This window comes from Lapillicoccus jejuensis (assembly GCF_006715055.1).
GTDB classification, from domain to species: Bacteria; Actinomycetota; Actinomycetes; order Actinomycetales; family Dermatophilaceae; genus Lapillicoccus; species Lapillicoccus jejuensis.
In genome coordinates this window covers 3,000,812-3,016,234 of record NZ_VFMN01000001.1, presented here as the reverse complement: position 1 = coordinate 3,016,234, position 15,423 = coordinate 3,000,812, and the positions used below count along the sequence as shown (strand labels likewise).

15 protein-coding genes and 2 pseudogenes are annotated in these 15,423 nt (G+C 74.2%); 5 read left to right on the top strand and 12 right to left on the bottom strand.

Annotation, left to right across the window (positions count from 1 at the left end; genetic code table 11):
* The first annotated feature begins 242 nt into the window (after positions 1-242).
* Positions 243-485, top strand: a complete 243-nt coding sequence (locus FB458_RS14005) for a hypothetical protein (RefSeq protein ID WP_141849038.1) — start codon at positions 243-245, stop codon at positions 483-485.
* A 31-nt stretch (positions 486-516) separates the two neighbouring features.
* Here the strand turns inward: FB458_RS14005 and gatB are convergent, their stop codons facing one another.
* From gatB to gatC, 3 genes are read right to left on the bottom strand one after another with little or no spacing between them, the layout of a single operon-like run.
* Positions 517-2,073: an Asp-tRNA(Asn)/Glu-tRNA(Gln) amidotransferase subunit GatB gene (gatB, locus tag FB458_RS14000; protein ID WP_141849037.1), complete on the bottom strand. Its 1,557-nt coding sequence runs from the start codon at positions 2,071-2,073 to the stop codon at positions 517-519.
* Positions 2,073-3,548: an Asp-tRNA(Asn)/Glu-tRNA(Gln) amidotransferase subunit GatA gene (gatA, locus tag FB458_RS13995; protein ID WP_211356200.1), complete on the bottom strand. Its 1,476-nt coding sequence runs from the start codon at positions 3,546-3,548 to the stop codon at positions 2,073-2,075. Before gatA ends, gatB begins: the two co-directional genes overlap by 1 nt.
* Before the next feature lie 50 nt (positions 3,549-3,598).
* Positions 3,599-3,892 carry an Asp-tRNA(Asn)/Glu-tRNA(Gln) amidotransferase subunit GatC gene (gene gatC, locus FB458_RS13990; protein ID WP_141849035.1) on the bottom strand — a complete coding sequence of 98 codons (294 nt, stop codon included), beginning with the start codon at positions 3,890-3,892 and terminating at the stop codon, positions 3,599-3,601.
* Between the two features lie 96 nt (positions 3,893-3,988).
* Here gatC and FB458_RS13985 point away from each other — a divergent pair, with 96 nt between their 5' ends.
* Together FB458_RS13985 and FB458_RS13980 are read left to right on the top strand one after the other, a co-directional pair.
* Positions 3,989-4,345 (top strand): ArsR/SmtB family transcription factor, encoded by a 357-nt coding sequence (locus FB458_RS13985; RefSeq protein WP_141849034.1) that lies wholly within the window; start codon positions 3,989-3,991, stop codon positions 4,343-4,345.
* Positions 4,342-5,424 (top strand): SRPBCC family protein, encoded by a 1,083-nt coding sequence (locus FB458_RS13980; RefSeq protein ID WP_141849033.1) that lies wholly within the window; start codon positions 4,342-4,344, stop codon positions 5,422-5,424. The genes FB458_RS13985 and FB458_RS13980 overlap by 4 nt, the downstream gene beginning before the upstream one ends.
* 13 nt (positions 5,425-5,437) lie before the next feature.
* Here the strand turns inward: FB458_RS13980 and FB458_RS13975 are convergent, their stop codons facing one another.
* From FB458_RS13975 to ligA, 3 genes are read right to left on the bottom strand one after another with little or no spacing between them, the layout of a single operon-like run.
* Positions 5,438-6,118 (bottom strand): hypothetical protein, encoded by a 681-nt coding sequence (locus FB458_RS13975; protein WP_141849032.1) that lies wholly within the window; start codon positions 6,116-6,118, stop codon positions 5,438-5,440.
* Positions 6,115-6,804, bottom strand: a complete 690-nt coding sequence (locus FB458_RS13970) for a hypothetical protein (protein WP_141849031.1) — start codon at positions 6,802-6,804, stop codon at positions 6,115-6,117. The genes FB458_RS13975 and FB458_RS13970 overlap by 4 nt, the downstream gene beginning before the upstream one ends.
* A gap of 49 nt (positions 6,805-6,853) precedes the next feature.
* Complete coding sequence (ligA, locus tag FB458_RS13965; protein WP_425460846.1) at positions 6,854-9,016, bottom strand: NAD-dependent DNA ligase LigA; 2,163 nt, start codon at positions 9,014-9,016, stop codon at positions 6,854-6,856.
* A 200-nt stretch (positions 9,017-9,216) separates the two neighbouring features.
* On the opposite strand from ligA, the gene FB458_RS13960 reads away from it, so the two are divergent.
* The gene (locus FB458_RS13960; RefSeq protein ID WP_141849029.1) at positions 9,217-10,464 is read left to right on the top strand and encodes a L,D-transpeptidase; all 1,248 of its coding nucleotides are present in this window, start codon (positions 9,217-9,219) and stop codon (positions 10,462-10,464) included.
* Positions 10,465-10,470: 6 nt separating this feature from the next.
* On the opposite strand, the gene FB458_RS13955 is transcribed toward FB458_RS13960, so the two are convergent.
* The 6 genes and pseudogenes from FB458_RS13955 to FB458_RS13930 form a co-directional block, all read right to left on the bottom strand.
* Positions 10,471-11,457: a uroporphyrinogen decarboxylase/cobalamine-independent methonine synthase family protein gene (locus tag FB458_RS13955; RefSeq protein ID WP_141849028.1), complete on the bottom strand. Its 987-nt coding sequence runs from the start codon at positions 11,455-11,457 to the stop codon at positions 10,471-10,473.
* A gap of 36 nt (positions 11,458-11,493) precedes the next feature.
* Positions 11,494-11,697 carry a hypervirulence associated TUDOR domain-containing protein gene (locus FB458_RS13950; RefSeq protein WP_141849027.1) on the bottom strand — a complete coding sequence of 68 codons (204 nt, stop codon included), beginning with the start codon at positions 11,695-11,697 and terminating at the stop codon, positions 11,494-11,496.
* 63 nt (positions 11,698-11,760) lie between these two features.
* Positions 11,761-12,072, bottom strand: a pseudogene (locus tag FB458_RS13945) (MmcQ/YjbR family DNA-binding protein); the annotation flags it as partial.
* A 163-nt stretch (positions 12,073-12,235) separates the two neighbouring features.
* Positions 12,236-12,699 (bottom strand): annotated as a pseudogene (locus FB458_RS13940) (PPOX class F420-dependent oxidoreductase).
* A gap of 32 nt (positions 12,700-12,731) precedes the next feature.
* The gene (mnmA, locus tag FB458_RS13935; protein WP_141849025.1) at positions 12,732-13,844 is read right to left on the bottom strand and encodes a tRNA 2-thiouridine(34) synthase MnmA; all 1,113 of its coding nucleotides are present in this window, start codon (positions 13,842-13,844) and stop codon (positions 12,732-12,734) included.
* On the bottom strand, positions 13,844-15,037 hold the full coding sequence (locus tag FB458_RS13930; RefSeq protein ID WP_141849024.1) for a cysteine desulfurase family protein: 1,194 nt from the start codon (positions 15,035-15,037) through the stop codon (positions 13,844-13,846). Before FB458_RS13930 ends, mnmA begins: the two co-directional genes overlap by 1 nt.
* Before the next feature lie 210 nt (positions 15,038-15,247).
* Between FB458_RS13930 and FB458_RS21400 the strand changes: the two genes are divergently transcribed.
* Entirely contained in the window at positions 15,248-15,415 is a 168-nt protein-coding gene (locus FB458_RS21400) for a hypothetical protein (RefSeq protein WP_170185690.1), read from the top strand.
* Positions 15,416-15,423 lie beyond the last annotated feature (8 nt).

Here is a 15,423-nt window from a genome sequence, read left to right as displayed (position 1 = left end):
GATCCTGCCGTCGGCGCGGAAGCACGGCATCCACGAGGACGACATCGACCACGCCTGGCGCAACGCCACGCGGCTCGTCGAGTACGACTAGGACGGCGAGGACCGCCTCCTGGTCATCGGCCCCGACAGACACGGACTACTCCTCGAGCTCGTCGCCGTTCCTGCGGGTGAACCGACACGCATCATCCACGCCGACCGGCTTCGACCGACGTTCTACGACTACCTGAGATGAGGTGCACCTGATGCCCACGACGAAGTCCGACCAGCACCGCACCGGACTCGACCAGCTCGACCCGGCGACCCACCCTGCACGCGATGCGGCTCCCTTTCGGCGCATCCTCGCGGCCCGGGACAACCTCGCAGAGGCTGAGGACGAGCTCCGCGAGGCGGTGGCTGCCGCGCGAGAGGCGGGCGACTCCTGGACCGTCATCGGCGCCGCGCTGGACATCACGCGTCAGGCCGCCCAGCAGCGCTTCGGTTCCTGATGCGCCCTGCTGACGGCACCGGTCCCGTGCGTCAGCCCTGACCGAGACGCTCCAGGATCAGCGCCCGCGCCTTGCCGGCGTCGGCCTGACCCTTCGTCGCCTTCATCACCTGACCGATGAGGGCACCGGCGGCCTGGACCTTGCCGTCACGGATCTTGTCCGCGACATCGGGATTCGCGGCGATGACCTCGTCGACCGCCGCCTCGAGCGCGCCGGAGTCCTGCACGAGCTGCAGCCCGCGGGCGTCGGCGACGGCCGTCGAGGTGCCCTCGCCGGCGAGGACGCCGTCGAGGACCTGACGGGCCAGCTGGTCGTTGAGGCGCCCGCTCGTCACGAGCCCCTCGAGCTCGGCGATGTGCGCGGGCGTGACGCCCACGGCGGCGGCGTACGTGACGACGTCCTGAGCCTCGGCGTTGGCGCGCCGCGACGGCTCACCCATCCACCACTTGCGCGCGCCCGCCGGGGTCGCCCCGGCGGCGACCGTCGCCTCGATGAGCTCGACCGCGCCCGCGTTGAGCACGTCGCGCATCTCGAGGTCGCTGTAGCCCCACTCGGTCTGCAGGCGTCGACGGCGCTGCGCCGGCGGCTCGGGCAGCGTCCCGCGCAACCGCTCCACCAGCTCCTCGCTCGGCGCCACCGGCACCAGGTCCGGCTCGGGGAAGTAGCGGTAGTCGTCGGCGTCCGACTTCGGCCGGCCGCTCGTCGTCAGGCCGGTGTCCTCGTGCCAGTGCCGCGTCTCCTGCAGGATCCGCTCCCCGCGCGACAGCACGGCGGCGTGCCGCATCATCTCGTAGCGCACCGCTCGCTCCACCGACCGGAACGAGTTGACGTTCTTCGTCTCCGTGCGGGTGCCGAGCGGGACGGCGTCCTGGTCCTCGCCGGCTGCGGCCTTCGGGCGCAGCGAGACGTTGACGTCCGCGCGCATCGAGCCCTGCTCCATCTTCACGTCGGACACGTCGAGCGCCTTGAGCAGGTCGCGCAGCTGCGTGACGAACGCGCGCGCCACCTCCGGCGCACGCTCCCCCGCCCCGCGGATCGGCTTGGTGACGATCTCCACCAGCGGGATCCCGGCGCGGTTGTAGTCGACCAGCGAGTAGTCGGCGCCGTGGATGCGACCGGTGGCGCCGCCGATGTGCAGCGACTTGCCGGTGTCCTCCTCCATGTGCGCGCGCTCGATCTCGACCCGGAAGGTCGTCCCGTCGTCGAGCTCGACGTCGAGGTGGCCGTCGTGCACGATCGGCTCGTCGTACTGGGACGTCTGGAAGTTCTTCGGCATGTCGGGGTAGAAGTAGTTCTTCCGCGCGAAGCGGCTCCACGGCATGACCGAGCAGTGCAGCGCCAGGCCGATCCGGATCGCCGACTCGACGGCGACCTCGTTGACGACCGGCAGGGCACCGGGCAGGCCGAGGCACACGGGGCAGACCTGCGTGTTGGGCTCGGCGCCGAACGCGGTCGCGCACCCGCAGAACATCTTGGTCGCCGTGCCGAGCTCGACGTGCACCTCGAGACCCATCACCGGGTCGTACGACGCGAGCACGTCGTCGTACGCGACGAGGTCGTCCTGGCCGAGGCCGTGGGTGAGGGTCATCAGGACTCCTTCAGCTCGGGGGCCTTCGCGAGCAGCGGGCCGCCCCACCGCTCGTGCAGGGCCGACTCCAGGGCGGCGCCGACGGTGTAGAGCCGCTCGTCGGCGGTCGCCGGCGCGAGGATCTGCAGACCGGTCGGCAGCCCGTCCTCGTCGGCGAGGCCGCTCGGGACCGACATGCCGGGGACGCCGGCGAGGTTCGCCGGGATCGTCGCGACGTCGTTGAGGTACATCGCCAGCGGGTCGTCGAGCTTCTCGCCGATCTTGAACGCCGTCGTCGGCGCGGTCGGGCTGAGCAGCACGTCGGCGGTCTCGTAGGCCTTGGCGAAGTCGTCCGCGATGAGCCGGCGGACCTTCTGCGCCTGCCCGTAGTAGGCGTCGTAGTAGCCCGAGGACAGCGCGTAGGTGCCGAGGATGATGCGGCGCTTGACCTCGTCGCCGAAGCCGGCCTCGCGGCTGGCCGCCATGACCTGCTCGGCGCTCGGCGCGTCGACGCCCGACGGCCCGACCCGCAGGCCGTAGCGCATGGCGTCGAACTTGGCGAGGTTGCTGCTCGCCTCGCTCGGGAGGATGAGGTAGTACGCCGCGAGCGCGTAGTCGAAGCTGGGGCAGTCGACCTCGACGACCTTGGCGCCGCGGTCGACCAGCAGCTGCACGGCCTCGTCGAAGCGGGCCCGGACGCCGGGCTGGTAGCCCTCGCCACCGAGCTGCTTGACGATGCCGAGGGTCATGCCGGAGACGTCGGCGCGGCGGGCCGCCTCGACGACCGGCGGCACCGGCGCGTCGATCGAGGTCGAGTCGCGCGGGTCGTGCCCGCCGATGACGGCGTGCAGCAGCGCGGTGTCGAGCACCGTCCGCGCACACGGTCCGGCCTGGTCCAGGCTGGAGGCGAGCGCGACGAGCCCGTAGCGCGAGACGCCGCCGTACGTCGGCTTGGTGCCCACCGTGCCGGTGACGGCCGCCGGCTGGCGGATCGAGCCGCCGGTGTCGGTGCCGATCGCGAGCGGCGCCTGGAACGACGCGACGACGCTCGAGCTGCCGCCGCCAGAGCCGCCGGGGATCCGCTCGAGGTCCCACGGGTTGTGGCTCGGGCCGTAGGCCGAGTGCTCCGTCGAGGAGCCCATGGCGAACTCGTCCATGTTGGTCTTGCCGAGGATCGGCATGCCGGCCTCGCGCAGCTTGGTGACGAGCGTGGCGTCGTACGGCGGGATCCAGCCCTCGAGGACGCGGCTGCCGCACGTCGTCGGCAGGCCCCTCGTCGTCATGACGTCCTTGACGGCGACCGGGACGCCGGCGAGGACGTGCAGGTCCTCCCCCGCGGCGCGGGCGCGGTCGACCGCCTCGGCCTGCGCGAGCGCGCCGACCTGGTCGACGTGCAGGTAGGAGTGGACGGCGCCGTCGACGGCGGCGGTGCGGTCCAGGTGGGCCTGGGTCAGCTCGACCGCGCTGACCTCGCGGGTCGAGAGCAGGCTGGCCATCTCGGCCGCGCTGAGGCGCGTGAGGTCACGGGTGGTGGTCACGGGGGTGCTCACTCCTCGTCGAGGATGCGGGGGACGAGGAAGCGCTGCTGCTCCTGCTCGGGCGCGCCGGACAGCGCCTCGGGGGCGCTGAGGCCGGGGCGGACCTCGTCGGGGCGGGTGACGTTGGTCAGCGGCATCGGGTGCGACATGGGCTCCACGCCCTCGGTCGGCGCCTGCTGGACCTTCGCTACGGAGTCGAGGATGACGCTGAGCTCGCCGAGCATGCGGTCGAGCTCGGCCTCGCCGAGCTCGATGCGGGCGAGCGACGCCAGGTGCGCGACGTCGTCACGGGAGAGGGCCATGCGCCCGAGTCTAGTGAAGTGGCTCGCGCGGGTGACGCACGGTCCCTCGTCTCATTAAGTCTTGACTTCATTAAGTTCAGAGCGAACGATGGGCCTGTGCACGCCTTCGACGTCCTCGGCGACCCGGTCCGCCGACGCCTGCTCGAGCTGATCGCCGACGCGGGCGAACCCGTCCCCGCCGGCGAGCTCGCCGCACGCCTCCACGAGGAGGTCGGCATCAGCCACCCGGCCGTCTCGCAGCACCTCCGCGTGCTCCGCGAGGCCGGCTTCGCCACCGTCACCCCCGCGGGCACGCGCCGCCTGTACGCCGTCGGCGAGCGCCCCTGGGCGGAGGTCGACGCCTGGCTCGCCCGCTACCGCCCCTTCTGGGACCACCGCCTCGACGCCCTCGCCACCGAGGTGGCCCGCGGGCGGCGACGTCCCCCGACCACGCACACCGAGGAGCCCTCATGACCACCACCCGCCGCTCCCCTGCCGACCTCTCGGCCGCCGTCGCCGGGACGACCCGTGAGGTCGTCCGGCTCGGTGTCCGGTCCGGTCTGCGGGTCTCGCGCACCTATCCCACCGACGTCGCCGACCTCTGGTCCTGCTGGACCGACCCGGCCCGCCTGGTCCGCTGGCTCGGGCGCCCCGAGGGCGACCGGCGCGAGGGCGCCGAGCTGCGCCTCGTCATGGGCGCGGCCGCGCAGCAACCCCCGGACGCCGACGCGACGACGGGGTTCGCCCGCCTGCGCGTCGTGCACTGCGACCCTCCGCACCGGCTCACCGTGCGCTGGGCCTGGGAGGACGAGGAGCCCAGCCTCGTCGACCTGCGGCTGCGCCCCGTCGACGCCGACCCCGAGCGCACCGAGCTCGTGCTCGAGCACCTGGTCCTCGACGAGCCCGCCGCACGCGGGTACGGCGCCGGCTGGGAGGACCTCCTGCTGCGCCTCGACGCCGCGGTCATCGGCTCCGACCCCGGCTTCGCGGACCTCGAGGCCGCCCTCGCCCCCCACTGGCAGGACGAGGCGACGCCGTACCCGCTGCCCGAGGTCACCGGCGGGGACGGCGAGCCGGCGACGCTGTGCACGCGGCGGTGGGTCGCCGCCTCGCCCGGGGCCGTCTGGGAGTGCGTCTCGAGCGGTCCGGCCCTCGAGCGCTGGTACGCGACGACGGCGCAGGTCGACCCGCGGGTCGGGGGCACCTTCCGGTGCACCTTCGACCAGGGCGCGGCGACCGGTGAGGTCCGTCGCTGCGCCGCGCCGTACGAGCTCGCCGTGAGCTGGCGCTGGGACGGCACCGGCACCGCGTCGCTGATGACCCTCACCCTGGAGCCGCAGCAGCGCGACGGCCGGCCGGGCACCCTCGTCACCTGGCGCGAGGAGGGGGTGACGGGCAACGCCGTCGGCTACGCGGCGGGGCTGCACGCGCACCTCGCCGGTCTCGCCCGCGCGGCGACGGGGCTGACGTCCAGGGACACCCGCTGGTACGCCGACTTCGTCCTCGCCCACAGCGCGCTGCGCGGCCGGTACGCCGACCCGTTCGCGAGCTGAGGGCCCGTACCCGTCAGTCCAGGTGCAAGGTCCCCTCGGTGAACAGCCGGACCCCTTCGGGACCGGCGAGCAGCAGCCGAGCCTCGGGCCGGCGGACGAGGAGGCGCAGCGCCTCGAACGTCTCGCGCGGACGACGCAGCTCGGCCGCCTCGGCGACCATGAGCAGCCGGCGGCGGGTGAGGTTGGCGGCGCCCGCCCGGACCGGGGTCAGACCCTGCACGTTGTCGAACTCGGACACCCGCAGAGCGAGGAGGTTGCGCGACGGTCTCGTGTCGCCGCGTCCCCGACCACCGCGCGCCGTGTGCGCGACGACGGCCTCGACGACCGACCACGGCACGAACAGCCCGCCGGTCTCGATCCCCGTCTCGTCGACCCGAAGCGACGGGTGCCGGCGCAACGCGGCCCAGCGCCTGGCTGCCGCCGTGATCCCGGAGAGCCCGACCACGGCAGCGCCGACCGTGGGGAACACGATCCCGTGCTCGAACCCCCAGTACACGCCGACCGCCGTGCCGCCGGCGGCGGCCAGCGCCGGCCGGCCGTAGGACCCGGACTCCGGCTCGCGCCGGTGCACCGGGACGACGACGCCGGTGCGACCCCGGACGGTGCCCGGGTGCGGCTCGCCCGCCAGCAGCGTGCCCCTGCTGTCGCGCCACCCGTTGCCGTCGCGCGGCCACCGCGGCAGCCACTCGATCACGACAACCCCCCTCCGTGCAGGGCGCCGTGCGTGAGCAGCCGCACACCCTCCGGACCCGACAGCAGCAACCGCGCCTCCGGCCGCTTGACGAGGAGCCGCAGCGCCGACGCGACGGTCCGCGGGTCGGTCAGCTCGCTCGCCTCGGCGACGAGCAGCAGGCGTCGCCGGGTGAGGTTGGCCAGCCCGGCGCGCGACGGCGGCAGGCCGACGACGGCGTCGAAGTCGCGCACCCGCAGCGCGAGGTGGTTCCACGTCCGCTTCTTCCCCTCGGCGTCCATCCCGCGGGCGTGGAAGGTGACGACCTCCTCGACCCCCGACCACGGGACGAAGAGGCCGCCGGTCTCGACGCCGGTCTCGCCGAGCGACAGGGACGGGTGCCGTCGGGAGGCGATCAGCCGGTGCCCGGCCCGGCGAGCACCCCCCAGCGCGAACAGGGCGCCGATCGCCGACGCGATGTAGACGTGGTGCAGACCGATGCCGTTCCAGGCGAAACCGCCCCCGACCAGCACCGCGAACCCGTCGCCGCGCAGGCTCCCCAGCCGCAGGTCCAGTGGCCGCACGGGCACGACGACACCCGGCCCGCCCTGCACGATGCCGGCGTGCGGCATCGCCCCGCCCTTGCGCGGGGGCCCGAGGCCGGACCAGCCGTCCCCCTCGAAGGGCCGGCGCGGCAGCCACTCGATCATCCGGCGACCACCCCCCTCGCGTCCTCGCCGTGACGACGGAGGGTAGCCGCTACTCCTGCGTCGTCGAGGCAGGGGTGTCCGGCGAGCCGGTCTCCAGCAGCCGCCGGAAGCCCGCCTCGTCGAGCACGGTCACCCCGAGCTCCTCCGCCTTCTCGGCCTTCGACCCGGCGTTCTCCCCCACGACGACGTACGACGTCTTCTTCGACACCGACCCGGCCGCCTTGCCACCGCGGGCCAGGATCGCCTCCTTGGCCTCGTCGCGCGAGAAGCCCTCGAGCGAGCCGGTGACGACCACCGTCATCCCCTCGAGCGTGCGCGGCACCGACTCGTCGCGCTCGTCACGCATGACGACCCCGGCCCGCGCCCACTCGTCGACGATCCGGGCGTGCCAGTCGACACCGAACCAGGCCGCGACGGCGTCGGCGATGACCCCGCCGACGCCCTCGACCTCGGCGAGCGACTCCGGCCGCTCGGCGACCGCCTCGCGCAGCGCCGCCATGGATCCGAACTCCTGGGCGAGCGCCCGCGCCGCGGTCGGCCCGACGTGCCGGATCGACAGCGCGACGAGCACCCGCCACAGCGGACGCTTCTTGGCCTCGGACAGGTTGGCGACGAACCGCTCGCCGTTGGCCGACAGCACCCGGCCGCCGGCGCCCTCCTCGCCCTTCTTCGCCGCCCGGGTGTAGAGCGGCACCCGCAGCAGGTCCTCGCGGGTCAGCCCGAACAGGTCGCCCTCGTCGGTGACGACGCCGGCGTCGAGCAGCGCGACCGCGCCCTCCCAGCCGAGCACCTCGATGTCGAAGGCGCCGCGACCGGCCAGGCCCGCGAGCCGCTCGCGCAGCTGGGCCGGGCAGGTGCGCGAGTTGGGGCAGCGGATGTCCTTGTCGCCCTCCTTCTCGGGCGCGAGCGCCGTGCCGCACGCCGGGCAGTGGGTCGGCATGACGAACTCGCGCTCGGTGCCGTCGCGCAGGTCGACGACCGGGCCGAGGATCTCGGGGATGACGTCACCCGCCTTGCGCAGCACGACGGTGTCGCCGACGAGCACGCCCTTGCGGCGCACCTCGTCGGCGTTGTGCAGGGTCGCCCGCTCGACCGTCGAGCCCGCGACGAGCACCGGCTCCATCACCCCGAACGGGGTCACCCGCCCGGTCCGCCCCACGTTGACCTGGATGTCGAGGAGCCTCGTGTTGACCTCCTCCGGCGGGTACTTGTAGGCGATCGCCCACCGCGGCGCACGCGAGGTCGCCCCCAGCTGCCGCTGAGCGGACACCTCGTCGACCTTGACGACGACGCCGTCGAGCTCGTGCTCGACGTCGTGCCGGTGCTCGCCGAAGTGCGCGACGTAGGCCTGGACCTCCTCGAGGGTGTCGACGACGCGGTAGTGCGTCGAGATCGGCAGACCCCACTCCCGGAACAGGTCGTAGGCCTCCGACTGCCGGGTCAGCTCGAACCCCTCGCGCAGGCCGATGCCGTGCACGAGCATCCGCAGCCGGCGCTGCGCGGTCACCCGCGGGTCCTTCTGGCGCAGCGACCCCGCCGCCGTGTTCCTCGGGTTGGCGTACGGCGCCTTGCCCGCCTCGACGAGCGACGCGTTGAGGTCCGCGAACGCCTCCACCGGGAAATAGACCTCGCCGCGGATCTCGACGCGCGCCGGGTGCCCGGTGCCGGCCAGCCGCTGCGGGACGCCCTCGATGGTCCGCACGTTCATCGTCACGTCCTCGCCCGTGCGGCCGTCACCGCGGGTGAGCGCGCGCACGAGCCGACCCTGCTCGTAGAGCAGGTTGACCGCGAGCCCGTCGATCTTCAGCTCGCACAGCCAGTGCACCCCGGTGCCGACGTCGCGCTGCACCCGGGCCGCCCACTCGGCCAGCTCCTCGGGGCTGAAGCAGTTGTCCAGGCTGAGCATCCGCTCGAGGTGGTCGACGGCCTGGAAGTCGGTCGAGAAGACCGCGCCACCCACCTGCTGGGTCGGGCTCTCCGGCGTCCGCAGCGACGGGTGCGCGTCCTCCAGCTCGTTGAGGCCGCGCATCAGGGCGTCGTACGCGGCGTCGCTGATCGTCGGGCGGTCCTGGACGTGGTACGCGAACTGGGCCGCCCGGGCCTGCTCGGCTAGGTCCGTCCACTCGTGCAGCGCCTCGGCGGGGACCGTCTCGGTCGCCACCTGGTCGGTCCCGCTCGCCGTCGACCCGGTCGACACCTTCTCGCTCGCCACGGGCCCATCCTGCCCGAGCGCACCGACAGGCAACCGACAGGCAACCGATGGGCGACCGGCGGCGTCATGGGGGTAGGAAGCCCCACCCGGCGCACCGTCACGAGCGGCGTGTCCGATTTGGTTCTTCCTGCAGCGTCGCCCACACTGCTTGGGTCGGGCGTCGTCTGCCCGCCACTGCCACGCGCTCGGGAGCCACTGCCATGACCGACCGACACCACCGTCTCGTCCTCGCGGGCGTCGCCCTCGCCGGCGTCGCCTCGCTGGGAGCCTGCTCGGTCGTCTCGCCCTCGGCCGCGTCACCCGCCGCCGGCGGCAGCTCCGCCCCGACCCCGGCGGGCAGCTCGTCCTCGACGACGACCACGGCGGCGGCGGCCCCCGTCAGCCTCACCCCCAACGTCGCCGCCGGCGCGACCGGGGTCGCGCTCGACACGGTCGTCAAGGTGACCGCGGCGCAGGGCACGGTCTCGGCCGTGACGATGACCTACCGGGACACCAAGAAGGGCACGACGGTCCCCGTCCAGGGCAGCCTCGACCCGGCGGGTGCGTCGTGGACGGCGACCGGCCTGCTCGAGCCCAACGTCACCTACGACCTGACGATGACCGGGCAGAACAAGGACGGCAAGGCCACCACCGCGAGCTCGACGTTCAGCACGCAGAAGGTCAACGTCAAGACCCAGCTCATCTACCCGACGATCGTCGCCGACGGCTCGACCGTCGGCACGGCGATGCCGGTCATCGTCCGCTTCGACGTCCCGGTCACCGACCGCGCCTCGATCCAGAAGCACCTCAAGGTCACCTCCACCCCGAACCAGCCGGGCACCTGGAGCTGGGTGTCCAACAACGAGGTGCACTACCGCCCGCCGGCCTACTGGCAGGCCGGCACGAAGGTCAAGGTCGACGTCGACATCAACAGCGTCCCCGCCGGCAACGGCACCTACGGCCAGATGGACGTCTCCGGCGGCTTCACCGTCGGTCGGTCGCTCGTCATGAAGGCCGACCTCGCGACGCACCAGATGCAGGTCGTCATCAACGGCCAGGTCGCGCGGACCATCCCGGTGACCGGCGGCAAGGCCGGTTTCAGCACCCGCAGCGGCACCAAGGTCATCATGGAGAAGTTCTCCCAGCTGCGGATGGACGCCAACACCGTCGGCATCGAGCCCGGCGACCCGAACTACTACAACATCCCCGACGTCAAGTACGCGATGCGCGAGACCAACTCGGGCGAGTTCCTGCACGCCGCCCCGTGGTCCGTCGGCAGCCAGGGCAAGGCCAACGTCAGCCACGGCTGCATCGGCATGAGCACCGACAACGCCGGCTGGCTGTTCTCGCAGGTCCTCGTCGGCGACCCGGTCCAGGTCACCGGCACCGCCCGCACCCTCGAGCCGGGCAACGGGTGGACCGACTGGAACATCCCCTACGCGCAGTTCGCCCAGGGCTCCGCGCTCTGACGGCGCCTAGTCGCTCGCGCGCTCGGTGAGCTCGCGGGCCACCTCGGTGGCCGCGCGCTGACGCCGTACGGCGTCCCCGTAGGGCAGGGTCGCGAGCCCGCACGCGGGGGTGAGCACCACCCGGTCCTGGAGCGCGGGGTCGAGCCCGAGCTGCTGCCAGCGACGCTCGAGCGCGTCGGCGAGCGTCGTGGACGGGGCGAGGTCACCGGCGGTCGGGACGGCTCCCAGCCACACGGGGGTGCCCTCCTCGAGGGCGACGGCCACGCCCTCCCAGCCGCGGTCGGTGAGCAGCCCCGCGTCGAGGGCGAGCTCGGCGCCGGCCCGGCGCAGCAGCGGCAGCGGCGCGTTCGGCGCGCAGCAGTGCACGACGCGCCGCCGGTCCCCCGCGGCGTCGAGGACCCGGGTGAGGACGGGCAGCGCGTCGGCGGGGTCGACGGCGCGCAGCCGGCCGTAGCCCGACGCCGACGGCAGCTCCCCGGCGAGCACGCCGGGCAGCGACGGCTCGTCGACCTGGAGGACGAGGTCGGCCCCCGGGACGAGCCGCTGCACGTCGGAGAGGTGCTGGCGCACCCCCTCGGCGAGCGAGTCGGCGAGGTCGCGCCGGGCCCCCTCGTCGACGAGGACGCGGTCGCCGCGCGGGAGCCACACGCTCGCCGCCAGCGTCCACGGCCCGGCGACCTGGAGCTTGAGCGGCCCGGTCCAGCCGTCGTACGCCTCGGCGAGCTCGTCGAGGTCCTGCCGACCGAACGACGCCGCCCGCGCGAGGTCGCGACCCGGTCGGTCGACCATCCGCCAGCCCGCGGGCTGCAGGTCGACCGGGAGCTCGACGAGCCGGGTGGCGCCGCGACCGACGAGGTCGGCGCCCGGACCGCGGGCCGGGGTCTCGGGCAGGTAGGGGACGTCCCCCTCCCCGCCGAGGAGGTCGCGCACCGTGCGCACCACCTCGCGCACGTCCGTGCCCGGCCACGACCCGATCCCGCTGGCGCTGCTCACGCCGGCCGACACTACCCAGGCGCGGCCGGGTCGGCGTCAGCTCCCCTCGAGCGTCGACTCCTTGTGCGCCGCCTTGGCCCCGGTCTTCTCCGACTCGACGATCCAGTACGGGTCGTCGTCGGTGGGCTTGAAGTCCTGGCCGTCGAAGGTGAAGTCCTTCGTCTTCTTCTCCACGGCCTTGCCGTGGGTCTTGCCCTGGGAGGTGTTCCAGCTGACCTTGCTGCCCTTGCTGATGCTCATGCCGGTGCTGGTACCCCGCGGCCCGCAGCCGGACGCGCCGTACGGGGTCCGCCGCCCCGCCCGTCAGGGGCGGGTCTGGTAGGCGCGCACCAGGCGCGGCCCGGCGACGCAGCGCCACGCCTCCTCGACGAGCACCTCGACGCGGTCCCAGTCGGGTCGGCGGTCGAGGCGGACCCCGATCCAGCCCCGGGTGCCGTAGTACGGCGGCGCGAAGAACTGGGTCGGCTCGTCCTCGAGCAGGTGGCGCTGGACCCCGTCCAGCGCAGCCGCCCAGACCGCGACCCGGTGGTCGTGGTGGTGGTCGGCGAACGCGACGAACATCCGGCGGCCCCCGGCGAACCAGGCCGGCTCGCCGTGGCTGAGCCGCTCCGTCGTCCCCGGGAAGGCGGTGCACAGGCCGCGGATCCGCTCTACGAGCGGGTGCTCGCGAAGCGGCGTGGTCGCCTGCGCGACGATCCCCTGGTCCACGAGCCCCCCTCGGCCGCCACCGTCTCCAGGTGACGATCCGGGCACGATACCCGGTCGGCGGGGCCGGTGGTCAGTCCTGAGCGAGCCGGGCCGGGAAGCCGCCGGTGGCGACCGGACCCCAGCGGGTGGGGTGACCCGGATGAGGCACTTGCCCTGCGCGGTCATCGCCCGCCGGTACTCGTCCCAGTCGGGGTGCTCGCCGGAGATCGAGCGGAAGTAGTCGACGAGGGGCTCGACGGCGTCGGGCAGCGTGATGACCTCGGCGGTGCCGTCGACCTGCACCCACGGCCCGTCCCAGTCGTCGCTGAGGACGAGGACGCTCGCGCGCGGGTCGCGGGCGGCGTTGCGCGACTTGGCCCGCTCGGGGTAGCTGCTGACGACGATGCGGCCCTGCGGGTCCACGCCGGCGGAGACGGGCGAGCTCTGCGGAGAGCCGTCCTTGCGGTAGGTCGTGAGGACGACGTGGTGGCGGGTCCGGACGAAGTCGAGCAGGGCGTCGCGGTCGACGTCGGTGTTCGTGGCGGTCTTCGGCATGCCCCCCAACGTACGACGCCCCGTCGACCCCGTCAGCGTCGGTCTGTGGCTGCGCGCGACGCCGTCGTGGCCCTCGTCGCCTGCGCCACCGTGGCCGACCCGACGACGCGGGTGCCGTCGTACAGGACGACGGACTGGCCGGGCGCGACGCCGCGGACCCGCCGCTCGAGCCGCACGTGCAGCCGGTCCCCGTCGGCCCGTGCGGTGGCCGGCACCTCCTCCCCGTGCGCGCGCAGCTGCGCGCCGACGGTGACGACGCCCTCGGGGGCCGGGCCGCACCAGCGGGCGTGGTCGCCGACGAGGACGTCGACGCCGAGCAGCTCCTGCGGGCCGACGACGACCCGGTTGCGGGCCGCGTCGACCTCGAGGACGAAGCGCGGAGCGCCGTCCAGGGTGGACCGGTCGAGCCCCAGCCCGCGGCGCTGACCGACGGTGAACCCGTAGGACCCGGCGTGCTGCCCGACGACCCGGCCCGACTCGTCGACCACCTCGCCCGGTCGCTCGCCGAGCCGGCGGGTCAGCCAGCCGCGGGTGTCGCCGTCGGCGACGAAGCAGATGTCGTGGCTGTCGGGCTTCCTCGCCACGGAGAAGCCGCGCTCGCGGGCCTCCTCGCGCACCTGGGGCTTGGTCGAGCCGCCGAGCGGGAAGAGCGACCGGGCCAGCTGGTCGGCGTCGAGGACGCCGAGGACGTAGGACTGGTCCTTGGCCGGGTCGACGGCGCGGTGCAGCTCGCGGCCGCCGTCCGCCCGCTCGACGACCTGGGCGTAGTGGCCCGTCGCGACGGCGTCGAACCCCAGGGCGAGGGCCTTGTCGAGCAGCGCGGCGAACTTGATCTTCTCGTTGCAGCGCAGGCACGGGTTGGGGGTGCGCCCGGCCTCGTACTCGGCGACGAAGTCGTCGACCACGTCGTGGCGGAAGCGCTCCGCGAGGTCCCACACGTAGAACGGGATCCCGAGCCGGTCGGCGACCCGGCGGGCGTCGCCGGCGTCCTCGATGGTGCAGCAGCCGCGCGCGCTCTCGCGCAGCGTCGCCGCCTGCTGGCTCAGCGCCAGGTGCACGCCGACGACCTCGTGGCCGGCCTCCATCACGCGCGCCGCCGCGACGGCGGAGTCGACGCCGCCGCTCATCGCGGCGACGACGCGCATCAGGCGGCTCCCGCGGTCCCCGCCGCCCGGCGCGCCCGCTCCAGCGCCGCGGGCAGCGCGGCCAGGACGGCGTCGACGTCGGCGTCGGTGCTGGTGTGTCCCAGGGTGAGGCGCAGCGCCCCGCGCGCCTGCGCCTCCGGCAGGCCCATGGCCAGCAGGACGTGGCTCGGCTGCGGGACACCGGCCCGGCAGGCCGACCCGGTCGAGCACTCGACCCCCGCCGCGTCGAGCAGGTACAGCAGCGAGTCGCCCTCGCAGCCGGGCACAAGCAGGTGGGCGTTGCCGGGCAGCCGGTGCACGACGTCGCCGCGCTCCCAGTGGCCCCCGGGGCGGATGCTCGGGTCGAGGGCCATGGCGCCCTCGACCAGGCGGTCTCGCAGGGCCGCGAGCCGGACGGCCTCGTGCTCGCGCTCGGCGACGGCCTCGGTCACCGCCACCGCGAGCGCCCGGACGCCTGCGACGTCGAGGGTGCCGCTGCGCAGGCCCCGCTCCTGACCACCGCCGTGGGTGACCGGCGCGATGGTCGCGTCGCGGCGCACGAGCAGGGCGCCGGTGCCGACCAGCGCGCCGAGCTTGTGCCCGGTGAGGGCGAGCAGGTCGGCGCCGGACCCGGCGAAGTCGACGGGGACGTGCCCGACGGCCTGGACCGCGTCGGTGTGCAGCGGGACGCCGTACGGGCGCAGGGCGGTCGCCACCGCCGCGACGTCCTGGACGACGCCGATCTCGTTGTTGGCCCACATGAGGCTGACGACCGCGACGGACCCCGGGTCGCTCGCGATCGCCGCCTCGACGGCCTGCGGGGTGACGACGCCGTCGGGGCCGGGCGCGACGAGGGTGACCTCGGCGTCGTCGTCGCGCTCGAGCGCCTCCAGGGTGTCGAGGACGGCGTGGTGCTCCGTGGCCCCGGCGACCAGGCGCCGGCGGCGCGGGTCCTCGCGGCGGCGGGCGGCGAGCGTCCCCAGCAGGGCCAGGTTGTCGGCCTCGGTGCCGCCCGAGGTGAAGACGACCTCGGACGGTCGGGCGCCCACGGCCTCGGCGACCTGCTCGCGCGACTCCTCGACGAGACGGCGGGCGGCGCGGCCGGCGCCGTGCAGCGAGGAGGGGTTGCCGGCCGGTCCGGCGAGGACCTCGGCGACCGCCTCGCGGACCGAGCGCCGGACCGGGGTCGTGGCGGCGTGGTCGAGGTAGGGCACGGCCCCAGTCTACGGAGCCGCACCGACGCATCGACCGAACGGACGACCCACGGCGGTCCGAACATCCCCCGGGGAGTGTCTTAGCGTCCGTTGGGAAAGCGCTATGACTTCCGTCAGACTTTTCGTGCGACGACAACCTCCCCCTCGCCGTCGCACTCCCCCCACGAAGTCCTCGGCGCTCGCGCCGGGGCCCCCACCGAAAGGCATCCGATGCGACGCCTCACCACCTCCCCCACCGCGACCTCGACGCGTCAGCTGCTGCGCGAGGCCCGCACCCGTCGGACCACGACGAACATCCGCCCCACCCACGGGACGACCGGCTGCCGCGACTGCAGCATGTACCGCGTGCGCGAGCTCGCGGTCCACAACGCGCTCTGACCGACCTC

Bases quoted from the DNA above. Each gene is read 5' to 3' on its own strand.
- FB458_RS14005 (WP_141849038.1), top strand. From the start codon at position 243: ATGCCCACGACGAAGTCCGACCAGCACCGCACCGGACTCGACCAGCTC.
- gatB (WP_141849037.1), bottom strand. From the start codon at position 2,073: ATGACCCTCACCCACGGCCTCGGCCAGGACGACCTCGTCGCGTACGAC.
- gatA (WP_211356200.1), bottom strand. From the start codon at position 3,548: ATGGCCAGCCTGCTCTCGACCCGCGAGGTCAGCGCGGTCGAGCTGACC.
- gatC (WP_141849035.1), bottom strand. From the start codon at position 3,892: ATGGCCCTCTCCCGTGACGACGTCGCGCACCTGGCGTCGCTCGCCCGC.
- FB458_RS13980 (WP_141849033.1), top strand. From the start codon at position 4,342: ATGACCACCACCCGCCGCTCCCCTGCCGACCTCTCGGCCGCCGTCGCC.
- FB458_RS13970 (WP_141849031.1), bottom strand. From the start codon at position 6,804: ATGATCGAGTGGCTGCCGCGCCGGCCCTTCGAGGGGGACGGCTGGTCC.
- FB458_RS13960 (WP_141849029.1), top strand. From the start codon at position 9,217: ATGACCGACCGACACCACCGTCTCGTCCTCGCGGGCGTCGCCCTCGCC.
- FB458_RS13950 (WP_141849027.1), bottom strand. From the start codon at position 11,697: ATGAGCATCAGCAAGGGCAGCAAGGTCAGCTGGAACACCTCCCAGGGC.
- mnmA (WP_141849025.1), bottom strand. From the start codon at position 13,844: ATGCGCGTCGTCGCCGCGATGAGCGGCGGCGTCGACTCCGCCGTCGCG.
- FB458_RS21400 (WP_170185690.1), top strand. From the start codon at position 15,248: ATGCGACGCCTCACCACCTCCCCCACCGCGACCTCGACGCGTCAGCTG.